The following is a 23,790-nucleotide window of genomic DNA, read 5'->3' on the forward strand; positions in this document are numbered from 1 at the left end:
AAGGAAATGGCAATTACAAACCGAGACGGGCGAGGTGGAGATGCCGTGAAATGCTCCAGGACCGCCGGATTCAAAGCACGATTCCAGCGTCGCCGCTCCTGCGCCCGGTCCGATCAACGATTGAAATCTGGCTACTCGGTTGACGACAGTCCCGCGGCCGTGCTGCGTTCCGACAATCACCCTCAGCCCGCCCTCTCTGCCGCTGGTGCGGCGCGGGGGCGGGCGACCACGCGATCCACATACGATTCACGGAGGTGACCTTGCGCAATCTCACGATAGGGGACCTGAAGCTGGCCTTGCGCGATCTGCTCGACGAGAGGGCCGACGAGCTGCGCCTGTCCGCGACTGGCAAGCTGTACGAGCGGCGGCTCAGGGCGAAGCAGAAGGAGATCGACGCGATCCCCGACGCCGCGGGCACGCAGGCGCCGCTCGCCAGGGAGCTCTCCGAGGCCGACGTCCGGCACGACGGCCTCGGGGCGGCTATCTTCTTCTTCTGCAAGGCCGTCGAGGCGCACCCCGCCTTGCCGGCGCCGCTCAAGGAGGCGGCGGCGACCGCGCAGCAGACGTTCGTCCCGAAGCTCGAGGTGCTCCGCGCCCCCTACGCGGACGAGGCATCGGCGGCGCTCGACAACCGGCCCGAGCTGACCCGGCTCAAGGCCGAGCTGAAGTCCGCCGCCACCCCCGGCGGGGGAACCCTGCACGACTGGGTCAAGGCGTTCATCGCCGCGGGAGACGACATCGACAGGCTCCTGCGCAGGCGCGCCACGCTCCTCGCGACGGGCGAGAACGCCGCGGCGACAGGCCCGCTCCGCGGCGCGGTGGTCGGGCTGCTGGGGCGCTTCCGGGAGGCGCTCCGGGACGAAATCCAGGAAGAGGGCAGCGCGCTGCCCGCCGACCACGAGGCGCGGCTGTTCGCCTACATCGACAAGCTGAACGCCGACCGCGATCGGGGCGCTCGCGGGCGCGCGGCGACGGAGCAGGGCCCGACGACGGCCCCCACCCCGCCCGTCGCCCCCGCCTCGCCCGTTGCCCCCGCCCCACCGGCGCCGGCTGAGCCCATGGTGCTCAGCGCCCCGGATCTGTAGTCAGCGCCACGTGCTCGACCTGCCCGGGGCGTGCTCGACCACGCCCCCGGGGTTGTCGCCACATGCCCGCCGCCTGCCCGGCCACGCCCTCGCCCATGTCCCGACATCCCCACCGCCTGCCCGGCCACGCCCCCGCTCATGTCCCGACATCCCCACCGCGTGCCCGGCCACGCTCCCGCCCATCTCGCGACATCCCCGCCGCCTGCCCGGCCACGCCCCCGCCCATGTCGCGACATCCCCGCCGCCTGCCCGGCCACGCCCCCACCCCTATCGCCACATCCCCGCCGCCTCCCCCGCCACGCCCCCGCCCATGTCCCGCCCCGCCCACGCCGCCCCGCTCCTCCCCCCGCGCCGATCCGCTCACCCCCCCGCGAGCAGCCGCGCGATCTCCCCGCGCTGCCGCCGCGCCGCGCGCGCCAGCGAGAGCTGCCCCGCGGCCCGGTGCAGGTTGTGCGCGACCCGCGTCGGGAACCGCGCGGCGTCCCAGCCGAAGTACCGGTCCTCGAACGCGTCCCGGCAGAAGCGCGCCGCGAGCTCCAGCGCGATCCGCTCCACCGCGTCCGCGAGCGCCTCGCGCTCCTCCGCGCTGAACGGCCGCACCTCGCGGTAGCCGGCCACCGCGGCGGCGAAGACCTCGAGGTCGAAGCGCGCCTCGGTCGCGTCCTCCCCGGCCGGGTTGCACCACGACCGCCACGCGTCGCCGAGCTCCACGTCGAGCGACTGCAGCGCCAGCGTGTCGAGGTCGAGCAGGCAGATCCCCTCCCCCGCCTCCGAGAAGCGCAGGTTCGAGATCTTGAGATCGCCGTGGCAGTGCCGCGCCGGCAGGTCGAGCCGCCCCTGCCACGTGCGGAACGCGTCGAGGATCGCGTCCGCCAGCCGCCGCCCCTCGCCCCCCGTGGCCACGCCGTCCAGCCGCTCCATGTGCAGCGCCGTGTCGTGCGCGCCGGCGCGGACGTGGCGGTACGCGTGCTCGAGATCGTCCACCGCCCGGTGGAAGCGCGCGGCGAGGGCGCCCGCGGCGCGGGCGAGCGCGGGCGAGCCGACCCGGTGGTGCGTGCGGCCAGGGACGAAGTCCATCGCCCGCCACACAGCGCCCGCGCCGTCCCGCGCGAAGAGCGCGCCGTCGTCCGCGCGCAGCAGCCGCGGCGTCGGGACGCCGCGGCTCGCCAGGTGCGCGGTCACCGCCTCGATGTCGTCGTGGACCGGCGGGGCGAAGATCGGGCTCACCCGCTGCACCACGAACCGCGGCGGCTCGCCGGCCACGCCGGCCACCCACGTTCCGTTGATGAGCCCCTCGTCCTCGCAGCGGCGCACCGAGAGGCCGCGCAGCGGCGCCCACACGTCCGGGATCATCGGGGCCGGAGGCTACCTGCCCTCCGTCCCGGGCCGCAAGGAAACCTCCTTCGCCCCCGCCGCGGCCCGCCGGCGCACAACCCACTGCGACCCGAGCCAGGCGACGACGCCGGCGCCGAGGCCGAGCCACGCGGCCGCTCCCACCGGCGCGCCGACCCGCTCCACGAGCACGGCGCCCCCGAGCGACGTGGCGCACAGGCCGACCGTGAGCACCAGGTTGTCGATCGCCGAGAGCCGCCCGACGAAGCGGTCCGGCGAGAGCCGCTGGATCTCCGCGCTCGACAGCACCCAGTTCGCGCCGCTGCCCAGGCCCCACACGAGCGCGATCCCGAGCAGCGCCGCCCAGTGCCGGGTCACCGCGAACGCCGCGATCGACGCGAACGTCACCCAGGCGGCCCCTGTCGCGGCGAGCTCGCCCCGGAGGCCGCGGCGCACGAGCGCGACGCCGAGCAGCGGGCCGACCCCCGTCCCCGCGCCCCGGACGCACTGGAGCACCCCCAGCGTGAGCGCGCCCGTGCCCGCGAAGGCGAGCTGCGTCGCGAGCACGTTGAGCAGCAGGAGCGCCCCGCCGTTCGCCAGGTGGACCGGCGTCTTCGCGAGCACGGCGTCGAGCAGCGGCGGCCGCTCCCAGGCGTGCTTCCAGGCGAGCACCATGTCGCCGCGCACCGACGCGAGCGCGGCGACCGCGCCGCCCTCCGCCGGCCGCCCCTCGGCGACCATCCGCGGCAGCCCCCACAGGAACACGACCGACAGCCCGAACGACGCCGCGTCCAGCGCGAGCGCAGCCGCCGGGCCGAGCGCCGCGATCAGGCCGCCGAACGCCATGCCGACCGCGAACATCACGCTCCACGTCGCCGACGCGATCGCGTTCGCCTCGAGCAGCTCGTCCTCCTCGACCACGTGCCGCAGCACAGCGCTCTGGGCCGGCAGCCGCAGCGCGCCCACCGACGCGCGCGCGAACACGAGCACCTGCACCGCCGGCACGCTGCCGAGGACGGCGGCGACCAGCATGCCCACCGTGAGCGCGCCCTGCGCCGCGCTGGTCCCGATCAGCAGCCACCGGCGATCGAGCCGGTCCGCCAGCACGCCCGCCACCGGCGCGAACAGCGCGTTCGGCAGGTGATGCCCCACCATGACGAGCGCGAGCGCCACGACGCCGCCCCCCTCGCCGCCCAGCGCGAGCAGGCTCACGGCGACGAAGCTCATCCAGTCGCCGAGCAGCGAGACGATCTCGCTCAGCCAGACGCGACGGAAATGGGGGCGGCGACGGAGCAAGCCCGGACGGGGCTCCGGCCGACGATCGCCGGCCAGCGTCGAGGGGACATGCACGTGGAAGCTCCTTGGGCTGGACGCGCGCTACCCGGGCAGCGCGGCCGCGGCCGCCCGCCAGGAGCCCCGCGCAGGTTCTCCCGCGTCGAGATCGAGCGCGGTCGAATGTCTCCCCGCCGACAACGTAGAGGACAGATCGTGCCTGCCGCTGTTCATCCAGGGCACACCGTGGTAATCGCGCTCTGCTTCATGCGGATCTGCGCCATCATTCCCGCCTACCAGGCGGAGCGCAACGTTGGGGACGTCACACGCGAGGCGCTGCGGGTCGACGGGCTGGCTGGCGCGGTCTTCGTCGTGGACGACGGGTCGACCGACAGGACGGCCGAGCTGGCGCGCGCGGCCGGCGCCACGGTGCTGAGCCACCCGGAGAACCTCGGCAAGGGCGCCGCCCTGCGCACCGGGATGGAGTTCGCCCTCGCCTCGGGCTTCGACGTGGCGGTCACCGTGGACGCGGACGGCCAGCACCCGCCGGACGAAGCGCGGCGCCTCGTCGAGGCCGACGCCGACCCCGAGGCGCTCGTGCTCGGCATCCGGGATCTCGCCTCGGCCGGCGCGCCGCGCGCGAACCAGATCTCGAACCGCATCTCGAACTTCTTCCTCTCGCTCTTCGCCGGCCGCCCCTTCGCCGACACCCAGTGCGGCCTGCGCCGCTACCCGCTCCGGCGGACGCTCTCGCTCGACGCGCGCGACGAGGGCTACGCCTTCGAGGCGGAGATCCTCCTGCGCGCCGTCGCCGCCGGCGTCCGCATCGTCGAGGTGTCGATCCGGGTCATCTACCCGCCCGAGGACGAGCGGCTCACGCACTTCGACAGCGTGCGCGATCCGGCGAGGATCGTGCGCCGGGTGGTGACGACCCTCGCGCTCACGCGCGGGCTCCGCCACGTGCCCGCCGCCCCGGCGCCGTCCCCGGCCGCGCGCCGCCCCGCCGCGGCGAGCGCGATCGCCGCCGAGATCGACCCCCGCCCGTCGCAGCCGACGACGGCGTCGCCCTGATGTGAAGCGAGCATTTCGGGACGAGCGGTCGAGAGCGCGCTCGCCCGCGTCGGAGACGCTGTCGAGCGAGCATTCTGGAACGAACGAGCGCTCCAGAACGGCCGAGCACCGCGCCGGAACGAACCGCCCCAATTACTACGAGTCTCGGCGCCGGCTCACGGCTGGCGGCACCGGCTCACGGCCGTGGCGCGCCACGTAGTGGCCGAGGGTTTGAAGAGCCGGCGGCAGGCCGAGGAGGAACGCCGCCGGCGATCAGAGGAAGCCTGGATATGCGGGATGAGATCGCACCTCTCCACCGGGGAGCTCACGCCTCGCGGCGAGCGGGCGCGGTGATGCCGCGGGCGTCAGGGCGAGTAAACCTCGGCGCTCGACAGCCACACGACGTCCCCGAGGATGATGTCCACGGCGAGGCCGCCCACGGCCAGCACTCTGCCGTCCCCGAGCAGGACAGCGGCGTGGGCAAAGCGCTCCTCGTTCATGGAGTTAACCGTGGTCCAGGCGTTCGATACCGGATCGTAGATCATGGCCGACGCCAGGCTGATGATCCCATTGGGGGGGCTGGAGGTCCGGCCGCCTGTCACCAGCACCCTGTCGTCATCGAGCAGCGTCGCGGCGTGCAAGGAGCGGCCGACGCTGATGGATGGACCGGATGTCCAGGTGTTGGACGACGGGTCATAGATCTCGGTGCTCGCCAGATAATTGGTGGGGCTGCCTTCGTCGCCGCCGACGACAAGCACGTTGCCGTTGCTCAGCAGCGTCGCCGTATGATACATTCGCGCGTCGCTCATCGAGGGCACCGAGGACCAGCTATCCGTCACCGGATCGTACATCTCGGCGGTCGCCACTGAACCTGTGGTGGAGAACCCTCCCGTGACCAGCACCTTGCCGTTCCCGAGCAGCGTTGCGGTATGGCCAAAGCGCGCGGCGCTCATCGACGCCATTGCCGTCCAGGTGTTGCTCGTCGGATCATACAGCGTCGTGGTCGCCAGGCTGTTGAACGCGCCGGCCGGCCTTCCCCCGATGAGCAGCACCGTCCCGTCGGAGAGCAGCGTCGCGGTGTGCTCGTACCGGGAGATGGTTGACGAGCCCACGGACGACCACGTATCGGTCGCGGGATCGTACAGCTCGGCGTTCTTCGCCACGGTCGTGCTGTAACCTCCCGCGACCAGCACCTTGTTGTTCCCGAGCAGCGTGATGGTGTGGTACAGGTGGCTTCCTGACGTCGTAGCGGCCGATGTCCAGGTGTCCGTCGCCGGGTCGTACAGGTCGACGGTCACGTTCAGCGCGTCGTCGGAGCCCACGGCCAGCACCCGGCCGTCATGGAGCAACGTTGCAGAGCGCCAGGCGTGAGCGTTGGCCATGGACGCCGTCGGCACCCACAGCGTGGCCGCCGGGTCGTAGACCTCGGCGCTCGCGATGTCGATGGCTAGCGGCAAGGGTATGTACCGACGACCGCCCGTGATCAGCACCCTGCCGTTGCCAAGCAGCGTGGCGGCATGCATGGTGCGCTGGGAGCTCATCGCCTGGATCCCGGTCCAGGTGTTGGTCACCGGGTCGTAGACGTCGACGGTCGCGGTCGCCGTGTTCGTCGCGACGGTTCCGCCCGTCACGAGCACCTTGCCGTCCTGAAGCACCGTCGCGGTGTGCAGTCGGCGGGTGGTGCTCATCGACGGGGCCGCCGTCCAGGCGAGCGTTGCCGGGTCGAAGATCTCGGCGCTCGACAGCTCGAGAGAAACCGAGTTGTAGCCGCCCGTCACGAGCACATTGCCGCTCTGGAGCAGCGTCGCGGTGTGAGAGGACCGTTCGGTGCCCATGGCCCCGACCGACGACCACGAGTCGGTGCCCGGATCGTAGATGGCGGAGCTCGTCAGGTACGTGCCGTTATTTCCGCCGGTCACGAGTACCCTGCCGTCCGCGAGCAACGTCGCGGTGTGCCCGGAGCGGCTCGCGCTCAGCGACGCGGCCGCCGACCAGCTGTCCGTCGCCGGATCGTAGAGCTCGGCGCTGCTCAGGGAACCTGGGCGCCGCCCGCCGGTCACGAGCACCCTGCCGTCCACGAGCAACGTCGCGGTGTGCCCGGAGCGGCGCGTGCCCAGCGACGCGGCCGATGACCAGCTGTTCGTCGCCGGATCGTAGAGCTCGGCGCTCGCGTACGTAGTTAAGCCCAGAGCGATTCCTCCACCCACGACGAGCACCTTGCCGGAGCTCAGCCGTGTCGCCGTGTGGTCTTGGCGGGCAGTGGCGAGCGCCCCGGCAGATGACCAGGTGTTGGTGGACGGGTTGTAGAGCTCTGCGCTCGCCAGGAGAGTGCCGTTGTCTCCCCCCACGACAAGCACCTTGCCGTCCTGAAGCAGCGTCGCAGTGTGGTTGTGGCGCGCCGCGCTCATCGTGCCCGCCGGCGCCCACACCGGGTCGACCAGCGCAGGCTCGCCGCCCGCGTCGGCCCACAGCTCGAGGGTGGCCCCGCGCGCCTCCAGGCGCGCTGGGATCGGCCGCCCGCCGCGCGCGAACGCGGCCGGCGCCGTCACGCGCAGCCGCGCCACACCGGTGTCGTCGACGACCTCGACCGCGTCGCCTTGCTGCCTCAGCGTCGCGCCCTCGACCTCCCACGCCGCTGCGGGCGCGCCTGCCCTCGCGACGCCCGCGTCGAGCAGCAGCCACTCCTCGTAGCCTTCGTCGATCGCAGACCAGAACGACGTGCCGCCCTTGCGCCGATACGCCACCGCGCGCTCCGCGATGGCGCCGTCACCCTCGGCGTCGATCTCCTGCACGCGCGCCTCGAAGCCACCGGGCAGATGAAACCGGATCTCTCCCTCGCCGCGCGCCGGAAGCGCGGCGTGCAGCCCGCCGCGACGCTGGAGCGAGGCCGCGATATCGGCCTCTCGGCTTAGGTCGCCGGTCGAGGCGAGCGCGAAGCCGCCTTCGACGGCAACGAAGGCCTCGCTGGTTTTGAGGACCAGCGGCGCCTGGTCAGGGAATAGACGCCTCAGGTCGTCGCCTGCCGGCGGCTCGGGTCCGAGCGCGCAGCCGACGCCGCTCGCGAAGAGCGCTCCGCCGAAGAGCAAGGTAGATAAGATGAATAACCATCGTTGAAATGGAAAATAGGAAGGCATCGTGGATCTCCTCATGAGCCGTCGGTCCGCCGAGGCGGTCGCCTCGCATCTGTACGCGGCCCCCTACGCAGCACGCGCGCGAGCCATGTTCGCGCATGCACAATCGTTTGCGTCAATACTTTTATAATCAATTTTCAAGATTTCATCGGCGCTGCCCAGCGCATCAATGACGTTCTCCTGCTCCACCGTGGCGAACAGTCAGCGTGCGTGTTCGGACCGGGACTCGAGTACGAAGGTGACCCGCCACGTAGGAGATTGACCTCACGCGGAGAAAGCTCACCACGATCGATTCGAGCGAGAAGCTCTGGCATGGGGCGACGAGCCACGTCGGCGCGTCGCAAGAGGGGTTCCGCCACGTACGATGCACGGGCCCGGCGACCCGAGCCGCCTGGTAAGCCGCCGGCGTCCCCGAGCTCCCCGCGGGGACGCCATCACCTGGGGCGAGCGCGGCGAACCGGCCGCCGCCGGGCGGCCGCGACGGTCGACCCGGTCCGCAAGCGCGCGAACCACGGGTGCGAACCACGCGATCGGCAGGCAAGCTCACGCGGCGGACAGATCGGCAGCCGCTGTTCATCCAGGGCACACCGTGGTAATCGCGCTCTGCTTCATGCGGATCTGCGCCATCATTCCCGCCTATCAGGCAGAGCGCAGCGTCGGGGACGTCACGCGTGAGGCGCTCCGCGTCGACGGGCTCGCAGGATCGGTCCTCGTCGTGGACGACGGGTCGACCGACAGGACGGCCGAGCTGGCGCGCGCGGCCGGCGCCACGGTGCTGAGCCACCCGGAGAACCTGGGCAAGGGCGCCGCCCTGCGCACCGGGATGGAGTTCGCCCTCGCCTCGGGCTTCGACGTGGCGGTCACCGTGGACGCGGACGGCCAGCACCCGCCGGACGAAGCGCGGCGCCTCATCAAGGCCGACGCCGACCCCGAGGCGCTCGTGCTCGGCATCCGGGATCTCGCCTCGGCCGGCGCGCCGCGCGCGAACCAGATCTCGAACCGCATCTCGAACTTCTTCCTCTCGCTCTTCGCCGGCCGCCCCTTCGCCGACACCCAGTGCGGCCTGCGCCGCTACCCGCTCCGGCGGACGCTCTCGCTCGACGCGCGCGACGAGGGCTACGCCTTCGAAGCGGAGATCCTCCTGCGCGCCGTCGCCGCCGGCGTCCGCATCGTCGAGGTGCCGATCCGGGTCATCTACCCGCCCGAGGACGAGCGGCTCACGCACTTCGACAGCGTGCGCGATCCGGCGAGGATCGTGCGCCGGGTGGTGACGACCCTCGCGCTCACGCGCGGGCTCCGCCACGTCTCCGCCGCGCCGGCGCCGCTCCAGGACGCGCGCCGCCCCGCCGCGGCGAGCGCGATCGTCGCCGAGATCGACCCCCGCCCGTCGCAGCCGACGACGGCGTCACCCTGATCTGGAAAGGGAGGACGCGTGACGGCCTTCGCCCGCCACCGGCGCAAGCTCATCGCGGCCGCCGCGCTCCTCGCCGCGCCCGTCCTCGCGCACCTCGGCATCGCCGCCGCCACGCGCATCGAACCGCCGCCGATCGCCGCGGCCTCCGGCGAGCCCACGGCCGGACCGGCGGGCCTGCGCGTGCTCGGCCCCGCCTACGCGCGCCGCCGCGGCCGGATCCTCGAGGCGCGCCTCGCCGGATCGCCCGAGGAGATCGGCCACCAGCACGGCCGGCTCTTCTACCCGGAGATGGTCCGGAACGAGGGCACCCTCTACGAGCAGTTCCAGCGCTACGTGCCCGTCGCCCCGCTGCGGTGGCTCCTCATGGACCTCTCGCGCCTCCAGTTCCGCGGCGTCGACGAGGGCATGGCCGAGGGCGCGCGCCGCGAGATCGCCGCGCAGGCCCGCGCCTTCTCGCCCGACCCGTTCGACGGCGTCCTCCCCACGTACCACCGCTTCGTCTTCCTTCAGTCGCTCTACGACATCGCGCTCTCGTTCGAGCACTCCCCGCTCATCGGCTGCACGAGCTTCGCGCTCACCGGGACGGCGTCGGCGGGCGGGCACGCGGTGCTCGCCCGCAACTTCGACTTCGAGGCCGGGCCCGTCTTCGACGAGGGCAAGGCGGTGTTCCTCGTCCACGAGCAGGGCAAGATCCCGTACGCCTCGGTGGCCTGGCCCGGCCTCGTCGGCGCGGTCACCGGCATGAACGCCGCGGGCCTCGCGCTCGTCGTCCACGGGGGGCGGGCCGGCGCGCCGCGCGCGGCCGGCGAGCCCGTCGTCCACACGATGCGCGAGGTGCTCGGCCGCGCCGACGGCGTCGACGCGGCGCTCGCGATCCTCGAGGCGCGCGCGCCGATGGTCTCCCACCTCGTGATGCTCGTCGACGCGGCGGGCGAGGTCGCGATCGCCGAGCGGGCGCCCGGCGCGCCGCTCCACGCGCGCCGCGGCCGCGGGAAGGTGCCGCTCACCAACCACTTCGAGGGGCCGCTCGCCGGCGACCCGCGCAACCGGCGCGTCGAGGCCGAGACCTCGACCCACGCGCGGCGCCGCCGCCTCGACGAGCGGCTCGCGGCCCTGCCCGAGGGCGCCACGATCGAGGCCGCCGTCGACGTCCTGCGCGACAGGCGCGGGCCCGGCGGCGCGCCGCTGCCGCTCGGCGACCGGCGCGCGATCGACGCGCTCATCGCGACCCACGCCGTCGTCATGGACGCCACAGCGCGCGTGCTCTGGGTGAGCGAGGGCCCGCACCTCGCCGGCCGCTTCCTGCGCTTCGACCTCGCGCGGCTGCTCGATCCGGCCTTCGACCCCGCCCGCGACACAGCCGAGCCCGAGGCCCTGCCCGAGGACCCGCTGCTCACGCGCGGCGACTACGCCGCCTGGGAGCGCGCCGGCTCGCCCCACCCCGGCGGCGAGCAGGGAAGCGACGCGGTCGGTCCTTCCTCTTCGGATGGCGAGCGCGACCGTGACACTCCTTAAATAAACAAACAAATAAATTAACGATGCGGAACCGCGAGCGCCGCCGCCGCAGGCGCTGGTCCGCGCGATCCAGGCGCGCGGCCGTTTCGCCCGGGGTTCACCGACCGCGCTCGCCCACGCCCGTACATCGGCGGTAGGACACCTCTCGTCCGGGGCGCCCTTACCGCGAGATTGCCTAGCGAGAACTTCCGTCCGACAATGCGATCCGGGGCGCAAGGGTCGGCGCATCGGAGCGGCGACCGGGTCGACCGGACCATGACGGACATCAACCTGATCAACACCACCCTCGATCAACGGTACCTCATCCTCGGGCTGCTCGGAGAGGGCGGGATGGGGGCAGTCTACGAGGCACGGCACCTCGGGACCGGTCGTCGCGTCGCCGTCAAGGTGATCACGAGCAAGCTCGCGCAGGACGAGGCGGTCATGGCCCGCTTCGAGCGCGAGGCCAGGGCGGCGGGCGCCATCGACAGCGAGCACATCGCCAGCGTGCTCGACAGCGGGAGGGACCGGGCGACCGGCTTGCCCTTCCTCGTGATGGAGCTGCTCTCCGGCGAGGACGTCGACCAGCTCCTCCGGCGCCTCGGTCCCCTGCCGCCCGAGCTCGCGCTCTGCATCGTGGCCCAGGCGTGCATGGGCCTCATCCGGGCGCACGACGCGCGCGTCCTCCACCGCGACATCAAGCCCGCCAACCTGTTCCTGGCCCGGCGCGACGGGGGGGAGCTCTCGGTCAAGCTGCTCGACTTCGGGGTCGCCAAGATCCAGGCGGACGACAGCTTCGAGAAGCACCAGGAGCTCACGGCCACGAGCAACCTGATCGGCTCGCCCATCTACATGTCGCCGGAGCAGGCGCGCAACATGAAGGACGTCGACGGCCGGACCGACCTCTGGTCGCTCGGCATCGTCCTCTTCAAGATGCTCGCCGGGCGCACCCCCTACCGGAACTCCCGCGGGCTCGGCGAGCTGATCGTCGCCATCTGCTCGGTGCCGGCGCCGCCCATCCAGAGCCTGGCGCCCTGGGTGCCGTACGAGGTCGGCGAGATCGTGCACCGCGCGCTCCAGATCGACAGGAACCTGCGCTTCCAGAGCGCGGCGGAGATGCTCGACGCGGTCCGGACGCTGCTGCCGTACGGCGCCTCGATCCGCGAGGACATGCTGGAGCCGCTGCCCGACTCGGTGCAGGCCGACGCCCCGCCGCCGTCGCGGGCGAACCCCGAGGCCCCGACGCGGCGGCCGCCGACGCCCGCGGGCACGGCCGTGAACTGGCCCGAGCCCGGCGACCTCGCGACGCGGCGGCCGCCGACGCCCGTGGCCACGCCCCGGAGCTGGCAGGACTACGGCGACCCCGGGTCGCGGCGGCCGCCGACGCCCGTGGCCACGCCCCGGAGCTGGCAGGAGCGCAGCATGCAGTACTCGCAGAGCGGCGCCCCGGTCCGCACGTCGGAGCCGAGGCTCGACGGCCCGCCGCCGTCGATGACGGGCGCCGGCACCTCGGTGCCGTTCCAGCGGACGATCATCGTGGCGGGCGAGGCGGCCCACGCCGCGCCGCGCCCCCGCAGCAAGGCGGCCCCGCTCGTGGCGGCGGCGGCGCTCGTCGCCGCGACCGGCGCCGGCGTGGGCGCGTGGCTCGTGCAGAAGACGACGGCGGCCGCGCCGTCCCCGGTGCCCGGCGCCGCCCCGGCCGCCCCGCAGGCGACCCCTGTCGGCGCCGCGCCCGGCGCGACGGCCGCGCCCGGCGCGGCCGAGCCGGCCGTGCAGATCGATCCGGAGCGGCTCGGGAGCTTCAACCCGCTGCCGGCGCTCATCACCTCGTCGACCAACCCGCTCACGGACGAGAAGGTCAGCCTCGGCCGGATGCTCTTCTACGACAACCGGCTCTCGAAGAACCACGACCTCTCGTGCAACTCGTGCCACCCGCTCGACCGCTACGGGGCGGACGGCGCGAAGGTGTCGATCGGGCACGCCCACCAGAGCGGCCGGCGCAACACGCCGAGCGTCTACAACTCCGCGGGGTTCTTCTCGCTGATGTGGGACGGGCGCTTCGACAGCGTCGAGGAGCAGGCCAACGGGCCGATGATGAACCCGAGCGAGATGGCGATGACGCCGGTGCGGCTCGAGGCGACGCTGCGCTCGATCCCCGACTACGTGAAGGCGTTCGGCCGGGCGTTCCCGAACGACCCGTGGCCGGTGACCGTCATCAACACAGCGAAGGCGCTCGGCGCGTTCGAGCGCAAGCTGTTCACGCGCGGGCGGTGGGACCTGTTCCTGGAGGGGGAGCCGGACGCCCTCACCAACGCCGAGAAGGAGGGCTTCAACGCCTTCGTCGAGGTCGGCTGTGTGACGTGCCACTTCGGCCCGCACGTGGGGGCGACGATGTTCCAGAAGCTCGGCCTGGTGAGGTCGTGGCCCGACACGATGGACCGCGGCGTCTTCGAGATCACGAAGAAGCAGGCCGATTTCATGGTCTTCCGGGTGCCGACGCTCCGCAACGTGGCCATGACGGCGCCGTACTTCCACGACGGGTCGGTCTCCTCGCTGCCCGAGGCGGTGCGGCTCATGGCGAAGCACCAGCTCGGCAAGGACCTGACCCACACGCAGGTCGATCAGATCGTTGTCTGGCTCAAGTCCCTGACGGGCGAGCTCCCGACGGAGTACATCGCGAAGCCGGAGCTCCCCGAGAGCGGGCCCAACACGCCGAAGCCGGTGGCGGACTGAGCGCGGCCGCCCGGCCGCGCCCGCGCGCCTCCCTCGCCTGGCCAACCTGGCGATCTACCAGGCGTGAAGCAAAGCGCGGCCCGCCCGTCTGGGGTAAGAGGACGACGATGCAGCGACGATCTTTCCTGATGGGCCTGGCGGCGTGCGGCGGCGCGCTCTCCGTCGCCGGCCGCGCCCGCGCCGACGCCGTCGGCGACGCGCTGGCCGAGATCACGCGGGCGCGCGCGTCGGTGAAGACGCTCGTTGCGCCGTTCACGCAGGAGCGGAGCATCGGCCTGCTCGCGACGGCGGTGAAGAGCGACGGGGAGATGACGCTGGTCCTGCCGGACCGCCTCCGCTGGGAGCTGAAGCCGCCGGACGCGATCACCTACTGGATCGCGCCCGAGGGGTTCGGCTTCGCCACGCCGAAGGGCGCGGCGGGCGCGGGGCGGGGCGCGGCGGGGCGCTTCGGCGCGGTGCTGTCGGACCTGCTGGTGCTGCTCGGCGGCGATCTCGAGCGGCTGAGGGCGCGCTACGAGCTGTCGATCCCGAGCCGCGAGGGCGGGATCACGCTGGCCGCGCGCCCGCGGGTCGAGGAGGTCGCGAAGCACGTGCGCAGCCTCGAGATGGCCTCGGGGCCGGAGCTCTGGTCGGTGCGGCGGGTCGTGATCGAGGAGAAGAACGGCGACCGGAGCGTCATCGCGTTCGGCAAGGTGGCGCGGGACGTGGCGGTCGACCCGGCGCGGATGAGGGCGCCGAAGCAGGGTTGAGCGGGCGCGCCGGCGAGGGAGGCGGGCGACACTGTCGGGGCGCGCGGCGCCTGTTCGGGGGAGGCGGGGGCGCCTGTTCCTCGGGCGCGAGGCTGGTTCCCCTCGCCGCGATCTCGACTATGACGCCGGGCATGCGACGCCTCCTGCTCCCCCTCCCCGCCCTGACGCTCGCCGCTGCCTGCTCCGGCGCTCCCCCGGAGCCGGCTCAGCCGCCGTCCCCCCCGCGCGCGCACGACGATCGCCCGCCCGCGGCCGCGCCGTCCGCGACCGGGACCGCGGGCGCGGCGCCCCCGGCCGCGGAGCCCGGCGCGCCCGCCGCCGAGCCCGGGACGCCGGGCGGGGCGAGCGCCGCCGCCGAGGAGCAGGCGTGCCCGGCCGACATGAAGCTCGTCGAGGGCGAGTACTGCACCGAGGTCGAGCATAGCTGTCTCCGGAGCTGGTACGACAAGTCGAACAAGAAGACCGTCTGCGAGGAGTTCGCGCCCACCCCTGGCCGCTGCACCGGCGAGAAGGTGAAGAAGCGGTATTGCATCGACACGTACGAGTGGCCGAACAAGAAGGGGGAGCGGCCCGAGGTGATGAACCGGTTCCACCAGGCGCAGGTCAAGTGCGCCGCCGCGGGCAAGCGCCTCTGCACCGAGTCGGAGTGGACGCTCGCCTGCGAGGGCCCCGAGATCAAGCCGTTCCCTTACGGGTACTCGCGCGACGCGACGAAGTGCAACGGCGATCACCTCTGGGACGATCCCGACATGAAGAAGGTGGCGAAGCGCGATCCGGCCGAGCTGGCCCGCCTCTGGAAGGGGGTGCGGAGCGGGTCGCAGGCGCAGTGCATCAGCGATTACGGGGTCGCCGACCTGCCCGCGAACACCGATGAGGTGGTGGCGAGCGAGACGACGGGCGGCTGGCGCGGCAAGTTCGACAGCGTCCACACGGGGGGCCCCTGGTACAAGGGCGTGCGCAACCAGTGCCGCCCGAAGATCTACACGCACGACGAGGGTTTTTATTACTACTTCCTGAGCTTCCGCTGCTGCGCCGAGCCCGACGACAAGACCACCGACCCGCGGACGCCGCGCCAGATCCAGGAGGGGTGGAGCATGGACCGGGTCGAGCGGCTCGCGCAGTTCACTGTCGAGCAGATGCGCGGGAAGCTCGAGCTCAAGCAACAGGGCAAGTGCGAGTGCCGAGCGACGGACATCCTGTGCAAGACGATGTGCGGGACGCTGCTCGGGCCCAATGCGGTGGACGCGACGCCGGGGGGCGGCGCGCCGGCGGCGTCGACGAGCGGCGAGAAGCGGTGATAGAACCGAGGGCACGATGGGCGACGATCCGGATCAGGTTGAGCTCGTTGCGGAAAACCAGCGCCTGAGGCAGCGCATCCAGGGGCTGGAGCAGGCCGAGGAGGAGCGGGATCGCCTCCGGGAGGCGCTGCGCCGGAGCGAAGAGCATGTGCGCCTCTTCATGACCTACACGCCGGCCGCGTTCGCCATGTTCGATCGGGACATGCGCTACGTCATGGCCAGTCAGCGCTACGGGGCGGATTTCGGCCTGGATGCTCGGGATCTCATCGGCCGGAGCCATTATGAGGTGTTCCCCGACGTCCCCGAGCACTGGAAGGCGATCCACCAGCGCTGCCTCGCAGGGGCCTCGGAAGGGAATGACGAGGAGCCCTTTCCGCGGAGCGATGGGCACGTGGAATGGGGGATGTGGAAGATCTTCCCGTGGCACACGGCGACCGGGGAGATCGGCGGGATCATGCTGTTCACGGAGGTGATCACCAAGCGAAAGCAGCTCGAGGACAAGCTCCGGATGCAGGCGAAGACGCTCCTGGAGCTGTCGGCGCCCATCGTCCCCCTCAGCCAGGGCGTCCTCGTGCTGCCGCTGGTGGGCGCGCTGGACGCGGCGCGGGCGCAGCAGATGATGGAGAACCTGCTGGGCAAGGTGGTCGAGCGGCAGGCGCGGGTGGCGATCATCGACGTGACGGGCGTGCCGCACATCGACACGACCTCGGCGAGCGCTCTGCTGCAGGTGGCGCGGGCGGTGCGGCTGCTCGGGGCGCAGGTCGTCTTGACAGGGATCCGGCCCGAGGTGGCGCAGGCGATCGTGGGGTTGGATATCGAGCTTGCGGGGGTCGTTACGCGGAGGGATCTGCAGAGCGGGATTGCGTTCGCGATGACGGTGAATCCGGGGGGGGTGGGGATGTAGGGGGGTGAGGGCGGGGACGGGGGGAGCGGGGAGCGGGGACGCGGGGACGCGGGGACGCGGGGACGCGGGGACGAATGAACGCGCACGCGCACGCGCACGAGCACGCGGAGGACAGACGCGGATCGGGGACGGGGGACGGGGGATGGGAGACGGGAGACGGGAGACGGGGGGCGGGAGACGGGGGGCGGGGGTTATACGTCGAGGTCTTTCCACCTCTTTGACCGCTGCGTGAAGATCAGCATTCCCACCAGCGACGCGACCCCTATCGCTGCAAACGCGTACCATATCTCGTAGGGACGATACGTTTCCCAGAGCAGCTGCGTGGCATCGACCGCGTCGAGGTTCAGCACCTCCTGCAGCTTCCTGAACGCCTCCTGCCGCGAGACCCCGACCGCCTCGGGAAGCGAGGACACGTCGCCGTTCCACCCCTTCCCATGCTCGGTCTTCTCGGCGAGGTACCGGAGGGCCAGCGTGGCCTTCTCGCCCCGGGTGCCGTACAGGATCCCCGCGAGCTGCGCCCCGACGGCAGGGCCGATCGCCGCCGGGATGTTGATGTACCCCAGGTACAACGCCTTCTTCCCGGGGGGCGCGATGAGCGCGAAATACTCGCTCTTCTTGGGGCCGGTCAGCATCTCGCCGATGGAGAAGAGGAGGATGCCGAGGAAGAGCACGTAAAGTGAGCTCGTCGTCCCGGAGACGATGATCCCGCCGATCGCGACGAGGATGCCCAGCGACATCGCCGAGAGCACCTTCATCCTCGCCACGAGGTACGAGAACGGCACGAGCAAGAGGACGATGCACACCGCGTTCAGGTTGAGCACGTTCTCCTGCTTGAGCTGGACCCCGCGCGCGTCGCCCGCGTTGAGCCACGAGGCCGGGAGCCAGGGGTTGTTCCGCACGAACGAGGTGCTGCTGATCCAGTCCGTGTAGAAGTTCGGCATCAGATCCCAGAGCTGGTACATCATCAGCCAGAACCCCGAGAGCAGCAGGATCACGGTGATGAGCCGCGCGTCCCAGATGTTCTTGATCGTGTCCCTGAAGACCTTCCACGCGTCCGAGGTCTTGTCGGCGCCGGAGTCGACCTCCTTGTACGTGAACAGCATCAGGAAATTCAGCGAGATGATCGCGGCGCAGCCGTAAAACACCCACGGCCAGCCCTTGCCGTGGAGATAGCCGGCCAGCGGCGGGCCGATCGCGGCGCCCACGTTCACGAGCCAGTAGAAGAGACCCCAGCCCACCGAGGAGTTGGACTTGTCCATCGACTGGGCCAGCGTGCCCTGGATCCCCGGCTTGAAGAGCGCCGTCCCCGTCGCCAGGACGACCACGCCGAGCAGGAAGCCGGTGAAGCTCCGCTGCGTCGCCATCAGCAGATAACCGATGATCTTGAGCCAGACGGTGATGAAGATGGTGCGCTTGTAGCCGTATCGATCGGCGTAACCCCCCGTGATCATCGGCAGCAGCGACTGGATGAGGGCCCAGACCATGTAGATGGTGCCCTTGTCCCGCTGGCTGAAATGCAGGCCCCCGGGCTCGTCGGCCTGCGCAATGTAGATGGGCATCACGACCCGCACGCCGTAGTAGGCAAGTCGCTCCCACATCTCCATGGTGCAGCCCATCCAGAAGGAGCGCGGAAGGCTCCTGATGGTCTGAGCAAAAGAGAGCTTCGGCGGCCCCTCGACAGCGGGCTCGCTCACGGCTGCGTTCGTCATTTCATGCTCCTCGCGCGCCCGCGCCCCCGGGCGAGCCCTCGTACCACACCGAATGCGGCGCACATATCAGGATCATGGGCGCAGCAAGCCGCAGGCTGTCGCGGGCACAGGAGATCGCGTGCCCGGACCGCCGCAAGCGAGCTCCCGCCGCCCCCGCGCCGGGTCAACCACGCAAGATCACGCGGGGCAGTGCCCCGGATCACGGGTCGCCGCGCCAGCCGACCGTGGCCGGCGCGGCCGGACATGATGGAAGGACGAGGAGATGGGCGAGCTCATCGGTGGAGCGCGGCCGCGGACAGAGAGCCGTGGACAGCGGAGGATCCGAATGGCACCTAGAGTCCATGGACAACCGAAGATCAGATCGCAGGTGGGCCCGGCTCGGGGTGGCTCAGGTGCTCCTGGTCGGCTCGGGCGCGCTGGCCTCGTGCTCGCCCAAGCGCGCGGAGATCACACCGCAGCCAGCGCCCACCGACAAGATCCTCACCGGCGCCGATGCGCTGGGCGACTGGACCACGGACGCACCGGGCGTGAAGCGCAAGATCACCGTCGCCGATCTGCCCGCGCCCAACGAGGATGAGTCGGTGGTCAACCGGCCGAGCAAGGCAGATCGTCAACCGGGGATGTTCCCCAAAGTCCCGTCGGGGTTCACCGTCACCGAGCTCGCCACGGGGCTGGAGGAGGAGCCGCGCGTCGTGCAGGTGGCGCCGAACGGTGACGTGTTCGTGGCCGAGAGCGGGGGGGACCGGGTGCAGGTGCTCCGGGACACGGACGGCGATGGGAAGGCCGACCTCCGCAGCATCTACGCCGAGGATCTCAAGAGCCCCTTCGGCATCGCCTTCTATCCGGCCGACACCGATGCGCCGACGCACGTCTACGTCGCGAACACCGACAGCGTGGTGCGGTTCCCTTACAAGGCGGGCGACACAAAGGCCAGCGGGCCGGCCGAGACGCTGGTCGATAACATCCCCTCTGGCAAGGAGGCGGTGGGCGGCGGCGGCCACTGGACCCGCGATATCGTCTTCAGCAAGGACAGCCAGCGGATGTTCGTTTCCGTGGGCTCCCGCTCCAACGTCGACGACGACGAGTCCGAGAACCGCCGCGCCTGCATCCTGGCGTTCACGCCCGACGGCAAGAACGAGACGCTCTATGCGTCCGGCATCCGCAATCCGGTCGGCCTGGCCATCGAGCCGGCGACAGGCGCGCTCTGGACCAGCGTGAACGAGCGCGACGAGCTGGGCGACAACCTGGTCCCCGACTACGTGACGCGCGTGCAAGAGGGCGGCTTCTACGGCTGGCCCTGGTACTACCTCGGCCCGAACCAGGACCCGCGCCACGAGGGCAAGCACCCCGAGCTGAAGGACAAGGTGATCGTGCCGGACGTGCTGATCCAGTCGCACTCGGCGTCCCTGGACCTCTGCTTCTACACGGGCCAGCAGTTCCCTGCCGACTACCAGGGCCACATCTTCGCCGCGGAGCACGGCTCGTGGAACCGCTCGCGGCGCACCGGATACAAGGTGATCCGCATCCCGGTCAAGGACGGCAAGGCGGCGGGCTACTACGAGGACTTCATGACCGGCTTCGTCACGAGCACCGGCGACGTGTGGGGACGTCCGGTCGGCGTCGCCGTGGCCAAGGACGGCGCGCTGCTGGTGACCGACGACCAGAGCAACACAGTGTGGCGCATCGCCTACGGGAAGTGAGATTCCCCTGCCCCCACGACCTCTAGAGCGACAAACGGGTTGAAACCCCGAGAAAACGAACCACAGAGGCACAGAGGGCACAGAGGAAGAGAAAAGAAAGATAATTTATTCTCTCTTCCTCCTCTGTGCCCTCTGTGCCTCTGTGGTTCAAATCTCTTCATTCCTGGGTGTTTCAAGCTGATCGGCGCTCTAGCTCGCTCCTTCGGCCCAGCCGGTACGTCCTCACCGGCGCTCCCCGGACGATCCGGTCGTGCTCGCTCCAGCGCGCCGCCTCCCCCTCGGCGAGGCGCCGGGCGGCGCGATCGGCGAGCCGCTCGGCGATGCGCTCCACCCCGCGGCGGACGTTCGCGCGCTGCGAGCGCTCGTCGGCGACGCGCACCGTGATGCCGCTCGGCCGATGGTGGACCCGCACCGCCGATTGGGTCTTGTTCACGTGCTGCCCTCCCGGCCCGCTCGCACGGCAGGCCGAGATCTCGAGCTCGCGCAGGTCCACGCCGGCGCCCGCCCCGGCGCCCGTCTCGGCGGGGTGCACCGCCACCCCCGCGAACCACCGCTTGCGCGCCGCCCGCCCCCGCTCCGCGCTCCTCTCGACCAGCGCGTGCGTCCCGACCTCGCCCTCGAGGCAGCGCCGCGCGTCGCCCTCCACCAGGATCTCGACCGAGGCCGGCGCGCCCTCGTCGCCGTGCACCGTGACGTCGATCACCGCGAGCCCGCGCTCCTCGCAGAGCGCCTCCATGCGCTCGGCCAGCCGCGCAACGAACCGCCGCACCTCGATCGGCCCCCGGCCCGCGCTGATCTGCACCCAGGACCGGCTCATCGCTTCACCGTGAGCACCGGCACGAGCGGCGCGACGACGGTCGCCAGGCCGGCCTCCACCAGGCTCTCGACAACCGGCTCGATCGGCTTGTACGCGTCCGGGTGCTCCTCGAGCAGCAGCGCCGGGTCGTCGCACACGACGCGGCCGCCGAGCTCGGTGCGGGCGAGCTCGCGCCGCCGGTACCTGGCCGCGATCTTCTCGCGCGCCTCGCCGCGCCCCATCTTGCGCCCCGCGCCGTGCGCGACAGAGCGCAGCCCCGCCTCCGCGTCGCGCGAGCGCATCACCCACGACGGCGTCCCGCGCGAGCCGAGCACGATCGTGAGATCGTCGCCCCGGGCGGGCGCGGCCCCCTTCCTGTGCACCCACGCCGGCTCGCCGCCCACCGCCTCGCGCGCGACGTCGTTGTGGAGGATGTCGAACCCGCCCGCGATCTTCGACGCCCGCGTGGCGCCGAGCGCGCGCAGCATCCGGTAGGCGAGCAGGAACCGGTTCGCCTGCGCGAAGCGGCACGCGCCCGCCAGCTCGCCGAGGTACGGCTCGGCCGCGCCCCCCTCGAGCACCGCGCCGCCCCAGCGCTCCCCGAGCGCGCCGCCGAGCCCGCGCGATCCCGAGTGCGCCAGGACCACGAGATCGCCGGCGGATAGGCCGACCGCCGCCGCCGACGCCGGGTCCCGCAGGGCGCCGGCGCGGGCGATCTCGACGAAGTGGTTCCCGCCGCCCACCGAGCCGAGCGCGCCCTCGTAGCCCGCGCTGTACGGCGCGGGATCGCCGCTCGGACGCAGGCCGTCCTCCGGCTCCGCCGCCGCGAGCCGCGCGAGCGCCTCGGGCGCGCCGTCGAGCTCCGCGAGGCCGCGCGCGCCGAGGCGCCAGACCCGATCGAACACCTCCGCCGGGTCGCAGCCGGCGAGCGGGTCGTCCTCCATCGCCTCCCGGGCGCGCCGCTCGAGGACGTCCGGCGCCACGCGGCCGATCGACGTCGCGACGAGCCGCACGCCGCAGCCGGCGTCGCCGCCGATGAGCTGCGGGACGACGCGGTCCGCGAACGCGAACGCCGCGCCGACAGGGATGCCCCGGCCCGCGTGCAGGTCCGGCATGCCCACGGCGCGGACGCAGCCGGGGAGCGCGGCGATGCGCGCGAACTGCTGGACGGCGTTGCCCTCGAGCCAGACATCGTCGCGGGCGATGACGCGGGCGTGGGCGGGAAGAACGACGCTGTCGGCGGGCGCTTTCATGAGGATCTCCGTGGCCCGCGGCGCGGGCGAACGCCGGGGAGACTTGCGGATCCCGTGCCAGCGCGCGATCCCGCGCCCGCGCCGGCAGAACGCTTCAACATGGTGCGCTGTGCACCATGTAATATGGTGCACGGCGCACCAACGCTGGTGTACGGTGCACCGGTGAATCGCCTCCTGCTCACCTGGTCGGACGCGGGCACGCTCGGGCCGGCGCCGGCGCACCAGGGCCGGCGGCCGGAGGGCGATCGCGGGCCCGTGCTGCGGCTGCTCGACCAGGAGGAGAGCCGCTACGACGCGATCGTGGTCCTCACCATCCCGGCGGGCGAGGCGCCGTCGCGGGCGCTCGTCGAGCGGGCGCGGGGGCGCGCGCCGCGCGTCGAGCTCCGCGTGGTCGACGTCGACGATCCGTCGGATTACGCGAAGCTCTTCCGCGCGCTCGGGCCGCTGGCGGCGAAGCTCAAGCGCGCCTTCCCCCCGGCGGCCTGGGCGACGGACGTGCTGCTCTCGGCCGGCACGCCGCAGGCGCAGACGCTCTGGGTCATCCTGGTGCAGGCGGGGCTCCTGCCGGCGCGCATGCTCCAGGTGATCCCGGCGGCGTTCGTGCCGCGGCCGCACCCGCGCGCCGTGCGCGAGGTCCGGCTCGACATCGAGGGGTTCCCCGAGATCCGCGCGCTGCGCGAGGAGGTCGTGCGCCTGCGGGCCGAGGCGCGCACCCGCGACGCGGTGCTCGTGGGCGAGAGCGAGCCGATGCGCCTCCTCCGCGCCCGGATCGCCCGGGTCGCCGCGACCGACGTGCCCGTGCTGATCCTCGGCGAGACAGGGACCGGCAAGGAGCTCGCGGCCAGGGCGATCCACGAGCACAGCCCGCGCGGGCGGGGGCCGTTCATCGCGGAGAACTGCGGGGTCTTCGCCGAGGGCGTGCTCGCGAGCGAGCTGTTCGGCCACGAGGCAGGCGCCTTCACCGGGGCCGCCGGGCGGCGGCGCGGCGTCTTCGAGCAGGCGCACGGCGGCACGCTGTTCCTCGACGAGATCGGCGAGCTGTCGCCCCGGGTGCAGGCGTCGCTGCTGCGCGTGCTCCAGGACGGGGCGCTGCGCCGGGTGGGCGGCGAGGCGACGATCGAGCTCGACGTGCGCGTCGTCGCGGCCACGCACCGCGATCTCGCGGCCATGGTCGCGCAGGGGACGTTCCGCGAGGATCTGTATTACCGGCTCCGCGGCGCGACCATCGAGGTCCCGCCGCTCCGCGCCCGGGCGGGAGATATCGAGATCCTCGTCGACGCGTTCCTCGACGAGGTGGGGGCGCGGCGCAAGGGGCGCGGGCTCAAGGTGAGCCGCGAGGCGATGCGGCGCCTCCACCAGCACCCCTGGCCGGGCAACGTGCGCGAGCTGCGCGCGGAGGTGCTGAGGTGGGGCGTCTTCTGCGATCACGCGGTCGACGTGGGCGACCTCGCGCCGGAGATCGCGGCGGCGCCCGGGACAGCGGGCGGCGGCGCGGGCGGGGCCGTGTGGCCGGCGGAGCCGGGGGCCGGCGGCGACGAGGTCGCGCCGCTCGCGGACGCGGTGGCGTCGGCCGAGCGCGCGGCGATCGGGCGCGCGCTCCGGGTGCATCGGGGCAACATCTCCCGCGCGGCGCGCGCGCTCGCCATCGACAGGAACACGCTCAAGCGCAAGATGGCCGCGTATGGCCTCCGCGGCGACGGGGCGGCCTGATGTCTCCACGCTGTCGTGCGGGCGCTTGTCCGGCCGGGCGCCTCCCGCACCAAAGCAGCGTGTCTTCACGGGGCCAATCGCTCGACGACGTGCTGTTCCAGCCACCGCGTCGCGCGACGAAACCGCCGCGGTGGCTCGCTTCCATCCTACCAAGGAGCGT

17 protein-coding genes are annotated in these 23,790 nt (G+C 72.2%); 10 read left to right on the plus strand and 7 right to left on the minus strand.

The window, feature by feature from the left end; genetic code table 11:
• Window positions 1–254: 254 nt before the first annotated feature.
• Entirely contained in the window at window positions 255–1,085 is an 831-nt protein-coding gene (locus tag WMF42_RS34595; protein WP_437687243.1) for a hypothetical protein, read from the plus strand.
• A 360-nt stretch (window positions 1,086–1,445) separates the two neighbouring features.
• On the opposite strand, the gene WMF42_RS34600 is transcribed toward WMF42_RS34595, so the two are convergent.
• Together WMF42_RS34600 and WMF42_RS34605 are read right to left on the minus strand one after the other, a co-directional pair.
• Window positions 1,446–2,438: a phosphotransferase enzyme family protein gene (locus WMF42_RS34600; RefSeq protein ID WP_437687244.1), complete on the minus strand. Its 993-nt coding sequence runs from the start codon at window positions 2,436–2,438 to the stop codon at window positions 1,446–1,448.
• A 12-nt stretch (window positions 2,439–2,450) separates the two neighbouring features.
• Complete coding sequence (locus WMF42_RS34605) at window positions 2,451–3,767, minus strand: MFS transporter (RefSeq protein WP_233561984.1); 1,317 nt, start codon at window positions 3,765–3,767, stop codon at window positions 2,451–2,453.
• A gap of 168 nt (window positions 3,768–3,935) precedes the next feature.
• On the opposite strand from WMF42_RS34605, the gene WMF42_RS34610 reads away from it, so the two are divergent.
• Window positions 3,936–4,760 (plus strand): glycosyltransferase family 2 protein, encoded by an 825-nt coding sequence (locus WMF42_RS34610; protein WP_437687246.1) that lies wholly within the window; start codon window positions 3,936–3,938, stop codon window positions 4,758–4,760.
• A gap of 344 nt (window positions 4,761–5,104) precedes the next feature.
• Here WMF42_RS34610 and WMF42_RS34615 read toward each other — a convergent pair whose 3' ends face one another.
• Together WMF42_RS34615 and WMF42_RS34620 are read right to left on the minus strand one after the other, a co-directional pair.
• Window positions 5,105–7,873: a kelch repeat-containing protein gene (locus tag WMF42_RS34615; RefSeq protein WP_437687248.1), complete on the minus strand. Its 2,769-nt coding sequence runs from the start codon at window positions 7,871–7,873 to the stop codon at window positions 5,105–5,107.
• Between the two features lie 63 nt (window positions 7,874–7,936).
• Complete coding sequence (locus WMF42_RS34620) at window positions 7,937–8,059, minus strand: hypothetical protein (protein WP_437687250.1); 123 nt, start codon at window positions 8,057–8,059, stop codon at window positions 7,937–7,939.
• A gap of 400 nt (window positions 8,060–8,459) precedes the next feature.
• Between WMF42_RS34620 and WMF42_RS34625 the strand changes: the two genes are divergently transcribed.
• The 6 genes from WMF42_RS34625 (at window position 8,460) to WMF42_RS34650 (ending at window position 16,462) form a co-directional block, all read left to right on the plus strand.
• The gene (locus WMF42_RS34625) at window positions 8,460–9,284 is read left to right on the plus strand and encodes a glycosyltransferase family 2 protein (RefSeq protein WP_437687252.1); all 825 of its coding nucleotides are present in this window, start codon (window positions 8,460–8,462) and stop codon (window positions 9,282–9,284) included.
• Window positions 9,285–9,302: 18 nt separating this feature from the next.
• Window positions 9,303–10,799, plus strand: a complete 1,497-nt coding sequence (locus WMF42_RS34630) for a C45 family autoproteolytic acyltransferase/hydolase (protein WP_437687254.1) — start codon at window positions 9,303–9,305, stop codon at window positions 10,797–10,799.
• 255 nt (window positions 10,800–11,054) lie between these two features.
• On the plus strand, window positions 11,055–13,511 hold the full coding sequence (locus WMF42_RS34635; RefSeq protein ID WP_437687256.1) for a cytochrome c peroxidase: 2,457 nt from the start codon (window positions 11,055–11,057) through the stop codon (window positions 13,509–13,511).
• A gap of 107 nt (window positions 13,512–13,618) precedes the next feature.
• Entirely contained in the window at window positions 13,619–14,260 is a 642-nt protein-coding gene (locus tag WMF42_RS34640) for a LolA family protein (RefSeq protein WP_061605353.1), read from the plus strand.
• 131 nt (window positions 14,261–14,391) lie between these two features.
• Window positions 14,392–15,558 carry an SUMF1/EgtB/PvdO family nonheme iron enzyme gene (locus tag WMF42_RS34645; RefSeq protein ID WP_437687259.1) on the plus strand — a complete coding sequence of 389 codons (1,167 nt, stop codon included), beginning with the start codon at window positions 14,392–14,394 and terminating at the stop codon, window positions 15,556–15,558.
• A 16-nt stretch (window positions 15,559–15,574) separates the two neighbouring features.
• Window positions 15,575–16,462 (plus strand): STAS domain-containing protein, encoded by an 888-nt coding sequence (locus WMF42_RS34650; protein WP_061605345.1) that lies wholly within the window; start codon window positions 15,575–15,577, stop codon window positions 16,460–16,462.
• Between the two features lie 191 nt (window positions 16,463–16,653).
• Here WMF42_RS34650 and WMF42_RS34655 read toward each other — a convergent pair whose 3' ends face one another.
• Window positions 16,654–18,171: an MFS transporter gene (locus WMF42_RS34655; protein ID WP_437687261.1), complete on the minus strand. Its 1,518-nt coding sequence runs from the start codon at window positions 18,169–18,171 to the stop codon at window positions 16,654–16,656.
• A 341-nt stretch (window positions 18,172–18,512) separates the two neighbouring features.
• Between WMF42_RS34655 and WMF42_RS34660 the strand changes: the two genes are divergently transcribed.
• On the plus strand, window positions 18,513–19,871 hold the full coding sequence (locus WMF42_RS34660; RefSeq protein WP_437687263.1) for a PQQ-dependent sugar dehydrogenase: 1,359 nt from the start codon (window positions 18,513–18,515) through the stop codon (window positions 19,869–19,871).
• 172 nt (window positions 19,872–20,043) lie between these two features.
• Here the strand turns inward: WMF42_RS34660 and WMF42_RS34665 are convergent, their stop codons facing one another.
• Together WMF42_RS34665 and WMF42_RS34670 are read right to left on the minus strand one after the other, a co-directional pair.
• Window positions 20,044–20,688 (minus strand): peptide chain release factor-like protein, encoded by a 645-nt coding sequence (locus tag WMF42_RS34665; protein WP_061605731.1) that lies wholly within the window; start codon window positions 20,686–20,688, stop codon window positions 20,044–20,046.
• On the minus strand, window positions 20,685–21,920 hold the full coding sequence (locus WMF42_RS34670) for an RtcB family protein (protein WP_437687265.1): 1,236 nt from the start codon (window positions 21,918–21,920) through the stop codon (window positions 20,685–20,687). The genes WMF42_RS34665 and WMF42_RS34670 overlap by 4 nt, the downstream gene beginning before the upstream one ends.
• 162 nt (window positions 21,921–22,082) lie before the next feature.
• Between WMF42_RS34670 and WMF42_RS34675 the strand changes: the two genes are divergently transcribed.
• Complete coding sequence (locus WMF42_RS34675; protein WP_437687267.1) at window positions 22,083–23,630, plus strand: sigma-54 interaction domain-containing protein; 1,548 nt, start codon at window positions 22,083–22,085, stop codon at window positions 23,628–23,630.
• The last annotated feature ends 160 nt before the right edge of the window (window positions 23,631–23,790 follow it).

It is taken from the genome of Sorangium sp. So ce176, assembly GCF_051519835.1.
In the GTDB taxonomy this organism is placed as follows: domain Bacteria; phylum Myxococcota_A; class Polyangia; order Polyangiales; family Polyangiaceae; genus Sorangium; species Sorangium cellulosum_G.